This is a genomic window from Fibrobacter sp. HC4 (assembly GCF_023373925.1).
Lineage (GTDB): Bacteria > Fibrobacterota > Fibrobacteria > Fibrobacterales > Fibrobacteraceae > Fibrobacter.
Genome location: NZ_JALCZV010000019.1, coordinates 75,463 through 81,462 on the forward strand (window position 1 = coordinate 75,463; position 6,000 = coordinate 81,462).

5 protein-coding genes are annotated in these 6,000 nt (G+C 48.4%); 3 read left to right on the forward strand and 2 right to left on the reverse strand.

All coding sequences use genetic code 11. The annotated features are described in order from the left end of the window. Positions 1 to 66: 66 nt before the first annotated feature. The gene (locus MMG03_RS12390) at positions 67 to 615 is read right to left on the reverse strand and encodes a PEGA domain-containing protein (protein ID WP_073161153.1); all 549 of its coding nucleotides are present in this window, start codon (positions 613 to 615) and stop codon (positions 67 to 69) included. Between the two features lie 153 nt (positions 616 to 768). Between MMG03_RS12390 and MMG03_RS12395 the strand changes: the two genes are divergently transcribed. Genes MMG03_RS12395 through MMG03_RS12405 form a run of 3 tightly spaced genes read left to right on the forward strand, consistent with a single transcriptional unit; the run spans position 769 to position 4,676 of the window. Next, positions 769 to 2,538: an ABC-ATPase domain-containing protein gene (locus tag MMG03_RS12395; RefSeq protein ID WP_249506407.1), complete on the forward strand. Its 1,770-nt coding sequence runs from the start codon at positions 769 to 771 to the stop codon at positions 2,536 to 2,538. A gap of 17 nt (positions 2,539 to 2,555) precedes the next feature. Further along, a complete protein-coding gene (locus tag MMG03_RS12400) occupies positions 2,556 to 3,266 on the forward strand; it encodes a hypothetical protein (RefSeq protein ID WP_249506408.1) in 711 nt (236 codons plus the stop codon). A gap of 3 nt (positions 3,267 to 3,269) precedes the next feature. Then, positions 3,270 to 4,676 carry a hypothetical protein gene (locus MMG03_RS12405; RefSeq protein ID WP_249506409.1) on the forward strand — a complete coding sequence of 469 codons (1,407 nt, stop codon included), beginning with the start codon at positions 3,270 to 3,272 and terminating at the stop codon, positions 4,674 to 4,676. Between the two features lie 7 nt (positions 4,677 to 4,683). Here the strand turns inward: MMG03_RS12405 and MMG03_RS12410 are convergent, their stop codons facing one another. Beyond that, positions 4,684 to 5,625, reverse strand: a complete 942-nt coding sequence (locus MMG03_RS12410) for an FISUMP domain-containing protein (protein ID WP_249506410.1) — start codon at positions 5,623 to 5,625, stop codon at positions 4,684 to 4,686. Between the last annotated feature and the right edge of the window lie 375 nt (positions 5,626 to 6,000).

Genomic DNA, 6,000 nt, shown 5'->3' on the forward strand with positions numbered 1-6,000 from the left:
TTTTAAACAAAAGAAGCCTGGCGGTTAAGCCAGGCCTCCGTCAAACTTGGTGTCTGAAGTCGAAAATTACTTCTTCTTCTTCTTGCCGGTAGCGTCGAGAGTGACTTCGACAGTTTCTTCACCCTTAACGGTTACGAGTGCTTCAGCAGACTTGCGGTTGGAGCATTCTGCGCGAACCACGTGGTCACCTGCATCCAGGTTGTGGACGGTAAGGGGAGCGCCATCGGTCTTGTCAGCCTGGTCGCCATCAACGAAGATGATGCACTTGCCAGGATTGGTGGTCACCTTGATGTGGCCCTTGGGAATCTTGGTACCGAAGTTGAAGTCATTGCACTTGTTCTTGCCCGGCCAGATGTTCACGCGCTTGTTCACCAGTTCGAAACCCTGGTCGATCACCACGAGGGTCTGACGGCCAGACTTGACGGTCACGTTTTCGATGGGGCTCTTGCCGAGAGGTTCGCCACCCAGGAACACGTCGCTGTTAGGAGGTTCAGTGATAATGTTGACCACTGCGTTCTGGTTGCGAGGAGGAGGTTCGTCGCCATCGCAATCGGCAGCGAAGACGTTGATGGAGAGGAATGCCACCATCAGGGCGAAAATATACAGTTTCTTCATGGATTACTCCTATTAAGTTTGCGTTAAAAAATACAAAGTTTTACTGGAATTTAAATTTTTTTTGTGAAAAAGTTTGTTTAAAGTGAAGAGTGTACAGTGAATAGTGAATAAAAAATTGGGAAAAAGGGGTGTAGGATTGTTATTTTTGTTTTTATGAAAGCTCTTTATCAACGAATTCGAATGCTGAATGGCAAAAACTATGGCCTCTACAAGTCTCTCGGCGACAAACCTTGGGATTTTGGGGACTTCGAACTGGAATTTCTCCATGTGCAGGGGGATCCCTACGCTCCGGCATCCAGAATCATGATAAAGGCGGACCTCCAGATGCTGGGCTACGGTTCGGAATGGGGTGTAGAGTTTGAACGTCGTCTGGCCCTCAGCGATTTTCTGTATCGCAGGCTTAGCAAGCTGGTGCTGGAACGCTACCCGGATAAGGATGCCGCGGTAATCTTCGATGTGTCCGGCCCCGAAATGCTGGTGCGCAATTCCCTGTGGATCGATAACGGCGTGTTGCGTGCGGTCCTTCAGGTGCGTCTTCCTGGCGATGGCCGCAAGATCCAGGCGGAAGCGGCTGCCGAAATTTTGACCATGGTCCTTCCGGACTTGGTTTCAGCCGGTCTCTATTATAGCAAGAGCGATGAGGCCGCCCTGGATGCCCACTATCAAGTGCTGGCAGACCGTCGCGCCATCCTTGGCGAACTGGATTCCCGCGGCCTAGCCGCCTTTGTTCCCGACGGAGCCGTGTTGCCCCGCGCTTCGGGGATTTCCGAAGATCCTATGGAAGGGGCGATCCCCTTCAAGTCTCCCGACGAAATGGCTGTCGTGCTGAATGTGAACGGTCGTGAAATCCGCGGCATGGGAATTCCCAAGGGCATTACCGTTATTACCGGTGGCGCCTTCCATGGAAAGTCCACCTTGCTTCAGGCGTTGACTCGTTCTGTTTATCCCCATGTTCCCGGCGATGGCCGCGAAGGCATTGTCATCGATGAAACTGCCGTTCGCGTGGGTGTGGAGGATGGCCGCAGTGTCCGCGGAACGGACTTGTCGCAGTTTGTCCGTAATCTGCCCGGCGGCGTAAGCACCAAGGAATTTACGACGGCGGGTGCGTCGGGCTCTACAAGCGAAGCGGCCAACCTGCTGGAAGCTATGGAAGCTGGCGCCTCTACATATCTTATTGACGAAGACTCCTCGGCGGTGAACTTCCTTATCCGCGATGTCCGCGTCCGCAAGCTGTTGGGCGATGACCGCGAACCTCTGATTCCCCTGACCGACCGCATCCGCGATATTTGCTATCCGCAGAGCGGTTCTGATTGTGGTGGCGCAGAGTCCTCTGTTGCGGCCCGCAGTTTCATTCTCGTGGCAGGTGCCTGTGGCGACTACCTGGAACTTGCAGACAACATTATTGTCATGGCCAACTACAATGCGGAATGTGCAAAGACTGCGGGCAAGGCCTGCGAAGTCCTGGGGGCCGCACCCGCTGTGACGACGGACCTTCCCGCCTTTGTTTCCCCGGTTAGCAGAACTTTCTCTGACTATGTCAAACCCTTACAGCCTTCCATCAAGCCCTTGTCCGCCGTGGAACGTCAGGTTAAAGTCAAGCTGAACGGAGACTACATTGTTCAAATCGGCTTCCTGGTTTCGGATACCAGCCGCCTGGTGACCCTCGCCGGAAAGCAGCAGCGTTTTGGCGCCGGTTTTATGCTGCTGAATCTTTGCCAGAGTGCGGCCAGTGCCGACGAATCGTCTAAATCTGCCGTGCTGCCGGGGGATTCCATTACCGACGCTATCGCCAAACTTTGCGACAAGATCAAGAATGTTGGTTTTCGTAACTTGCCCCAGGGTATGAGTCGCGAAATGAGTCTGCCTCGCCCCGTGGACATCGCCTGTGTGCTGTTCCGCCTTCGCGATATGGGCCGAAAGTAACGGAAAGGAATTGGAGAATGGTGGCGAAGTTGCTTCATATTCTGCTATGTGCAGCGGCGCTAGCCTTGGTGGCTTGCAATGCATACTACTATGAAGACTATACCCAAACCTTGAATCGTTATGAATTGAAGGTAGCGAATTTTGTGGAACTGGATTCCATCATTCTTCGCCAGGATTCTCTGGATGTAGACTTGCTTTATCCGGATACGATTGTAAAAGTGTCGTTGAAACATGACCACCGCTTTAGAAATTACCAGCCGATGGATTCGACTCTTTTGACCAATTCGGATTCTGCGTCTGCCACGATGGTCACATTGTCCGTAAATAGGGCGAATTCTTCTGCAAATCCTTTGTCCTTTGAATTCAAGATGGATATTGAGTATGCTGCGACGGATTACGCAGGTGATGATCATATACCCTATTGGAGTGGTGTTTCCACTACGCGGTTCTATTTGGATATTTTCGGCTGCAACGATATTAACTGCGAAACCGCAGAGAAAATTGTATGGCACAATGGCAATTACTCCAATGTACTGGTTCTTGGCCCCGATGATTTCAAGTTTTCCAAAAAAAACTTTGAGCAGTTTTATGATGGAGACTGTTCCGACTACACCAAGGAATATTCCTTCAACCTAAAAATTGACCATCCCCGTATCAAGCTGGATGCCGATATTCAGCAGGGGTATATAGAATGTCGTGAAATAATGTCAAGTGGAAACTGGGGGTAGTATATGTTAAGATTTTTATTGCATATCGCCCTGTTGTTCCTTCTGGTATCTTGCGGAGACTCAATTGGTCCGGAAGCCCACACAAAACCTGTAGAACTTTATGAGCTGGGGCTAGATAATCGGGCGCCTGTCGGATATGTATTGGCCGAGAATGATTTTACGGTTCGCAGGTTCTACTACTACGCCGTCAATGAAAAACTGAAAGCTGTTGGCGACACCGTATTTGCAAAGCCGGCTAAGGATCTAGTAAGTTTTGAATTTCACGCAAGGAACATTGAATCCGAGACGGTGATGTTTGTTGCCGAATTGCAGGCCGATGATTCCGTGACAGTAAAGCTTCAATCCTTGACGGAGGTGGGGCGTAAAAACGAATTTATACTCAGCACGGCAAGTACTTTGCTGACCCCGCGAGTCATGGAATTGATGCGGCAGGGTTACCCGGTCTATACTGCAAAAAATATGGCGTTACAGGAGCTACAGAGACAACTCAATGTTCGTGAGGAACTTTTTGATATCGAAGATGTAGATGTTCCCTATGAAAATTATGACACACGTTGTGTAAATTGTGATGTTCGGACAATCTGCACCCGCTCCAATTTCGTCGTTTATGCCTGGTCCTTCGTAAGGCAGGATAAGAGTGCTTCCGGGTATAGGGATTTTCTTGATAGTGTCAAGGCAGACTTTGCAGAAGATGGAATCCTGAATGAAGAACATGTCGTCGTGCCGATTGTGGATTATGGACTTATGAACTTGACGCTCATTTCCCGCGATATGGATTCTCTAGTTTCCTCAATGAAGCTAGTCTGGGATACAAAGTATTCTAGGAATGGTAGCGGTCATTCAGATAGTTGGTATCATAGGGATTACTGCGGCAGTATGAGGCAATTTGCCGGGGACTGGCAAAGCAAAATGCTAAACCATTTTTTAGGCTTTGGAAAATGCAATCGCGATAACCTATTTGAAGTTCTGGATAATCCTTTTGAAAGTGGTGCTTCCCAGGATGAGAAGCTTATTTGTGATATTCGCAGTGCCAATGGGCATTACGGGTCGAATGTCTGTGATACGAGCTTCGCTTGGCGCCCCCTTACACAGAATGAAAAAGACCTTGGACTCTGCATTAGTGACACTGCCCTTGTGCGTGAAATTTATGCATTTAAGGATTCTGTCAAGTACAAGTGTGCTCCAGATGGAAACTGGTACAAGGTGATTTCTTACGATGAACTCAGAAAGTCAAGGGAGTGTCGTTCGACGGTAATCTACTACATCGAGGACATTGAAGAATATCACTCCCGCGCTTACCACAATGGTGAAGGGAAATATCAGCCCTTTGACCTTATTGATGGGGCCTGTAAAGTTAGGCTAGAGCCTCGTTGGAAAGAAGATGACAAGTATTTTGGTCGTTGCTATTAATGGCACTTTACTTTGTCAACTCGTCTGCAGTAGAATCTTTGTCTACGGTAGAATCTTCATCTGCAACGGGATCGTCCGCACTTAAATCATCTTCTGTAATCTTGATGCATCGGATGGAGTAGCCTTCTTTTCGAAGGCGAAATTCGCTCGAGGCGTTTGCGCGGTTTGCCGCCAGCACTTTGATGACGGAATGTAAGTTATCGTATTGGGTTGTGTGAAAGTTTGCATTTTCCCCAATGTCTTTTATAGATCCGTCATGGAACAGGTAACCCGTAGGAAAGGCTGAAAAACCTGCACGATCGGATCCAGAATCGGTGTTCCACAAAGTTGTCTTTGCCTTTAGCGCCTTCCCTGCGGTGGAGAATCCTCCGAACTTTTGGAACAGGTCGTCAAACTCGTCGCTGCTAGGCAACCGCCACCCTTCTGGACAAATCCCCCTTATGATTTTCGGCGAGGGTGTTGTGTCGTGCCAGTAATCATCATAGTTAGTGGAAATGTTGTATCCTTCCTTTACTAACTCTATGGAGTCAACGGCGGCGCCCCACGTGTAGAGCCTTCCGAAGATATCGCAATAGTCTTGGATGGAAGAATCGCCTCCGCACCACATCTTTCCCTTAAGGGAGGGAGTGTTTACGGAGTCCGCGTAGTTGAGGTTTTGAGCCATCCAGGTCTGGTCTTCAATTTGTACGGTCCTGTATGTTTTCCCGTCGCGTTTGTCTGTAATTTCACCATAGGAAATGTCGGGGTTGAATACGTCGTCTAGTTTGTATGCAGAGGAGCTGGATTGTGCGCTACTGGAGGAACTTCTTTTGACGGGGATGTTTTCTATTCTGTTATGCCAGTCGTCGTTGGATCCACCTGTTGGACTTGAATCTTCGGCGCATGCGACGAAAAAGAGGGCGGCAAACGTTAAGAAAATGGTTGTGACGATGTTTTTCTGGCTTGTCATGGGAATAAAAATACAATAAAAGGGACTTTTTTCTACTTCGTTGATGGTCAATGAGTTAGAAAATTGAAGAAAATAGGGCTTGTTTTGCTGGGTGTTAAAAGAAAGTTGTGGATAAAAAGTTAATAAACTGTAGTTTTTGTGGATTAAAAACAGTTATCTTTGAAAAATCGCAAAAAAAGTGAATTTTTTTGCAGAAACGCCCTTGACATTCATCCAGAAAATTCTATAATTGGCCTCACCTCCGAACGAGACAGCCGAAACGCTGAAACGGACGGAAGCGAGAACCCGAGAGGCTCTCGAGAAGATTGAAGGAATCGGAGATGTGCTTAGTGACGGCCCAAGAAATTTCTTGGAATTAGTCGAATACGAACGTGA

What these genes read in the sequence shown, in the direction of transcription:
- MMG03_RS12390 (WP_073161153.1), bottom strand. Translation starts at nt 615, where the DNA reads ATGAAGAAACTGTATATTTTCGCCCTGATGGTGGCATTCCTCTCCATC.
- MMG03_RS12395 (WP_249506407.1), top strand. Translation starts at nt 769, where the DNA reads ATGAAAGCTCTTTATCAACGAATTCGAATGCTGAATGGCAAAAACTAT.
- MMG03_RS12400 (WP_249506408.1), top strand. Translation starts at nt 2,556, where the DNA reads ATGGTGGCGAAGTTGCTTCATATTCTGCTATGTGCAGCGGCGCTAGCC.
- MMG03_RS12405 (WP_249506409.1), top strand. Translation starts at nt 3,270, where the DNA reads ATGTTAAGATTTTTATTGCATATCGCCCTGTTGTTCCTTCTGGTATCT.
- MMG03_RS12410 (WP_249506410.1), bottom strand. Translation starts at nt 5,625, where the DNA reads ATGACAAGCCAGAAAAACATCGTCACAACCATTTTCTTAACGTTTGCC.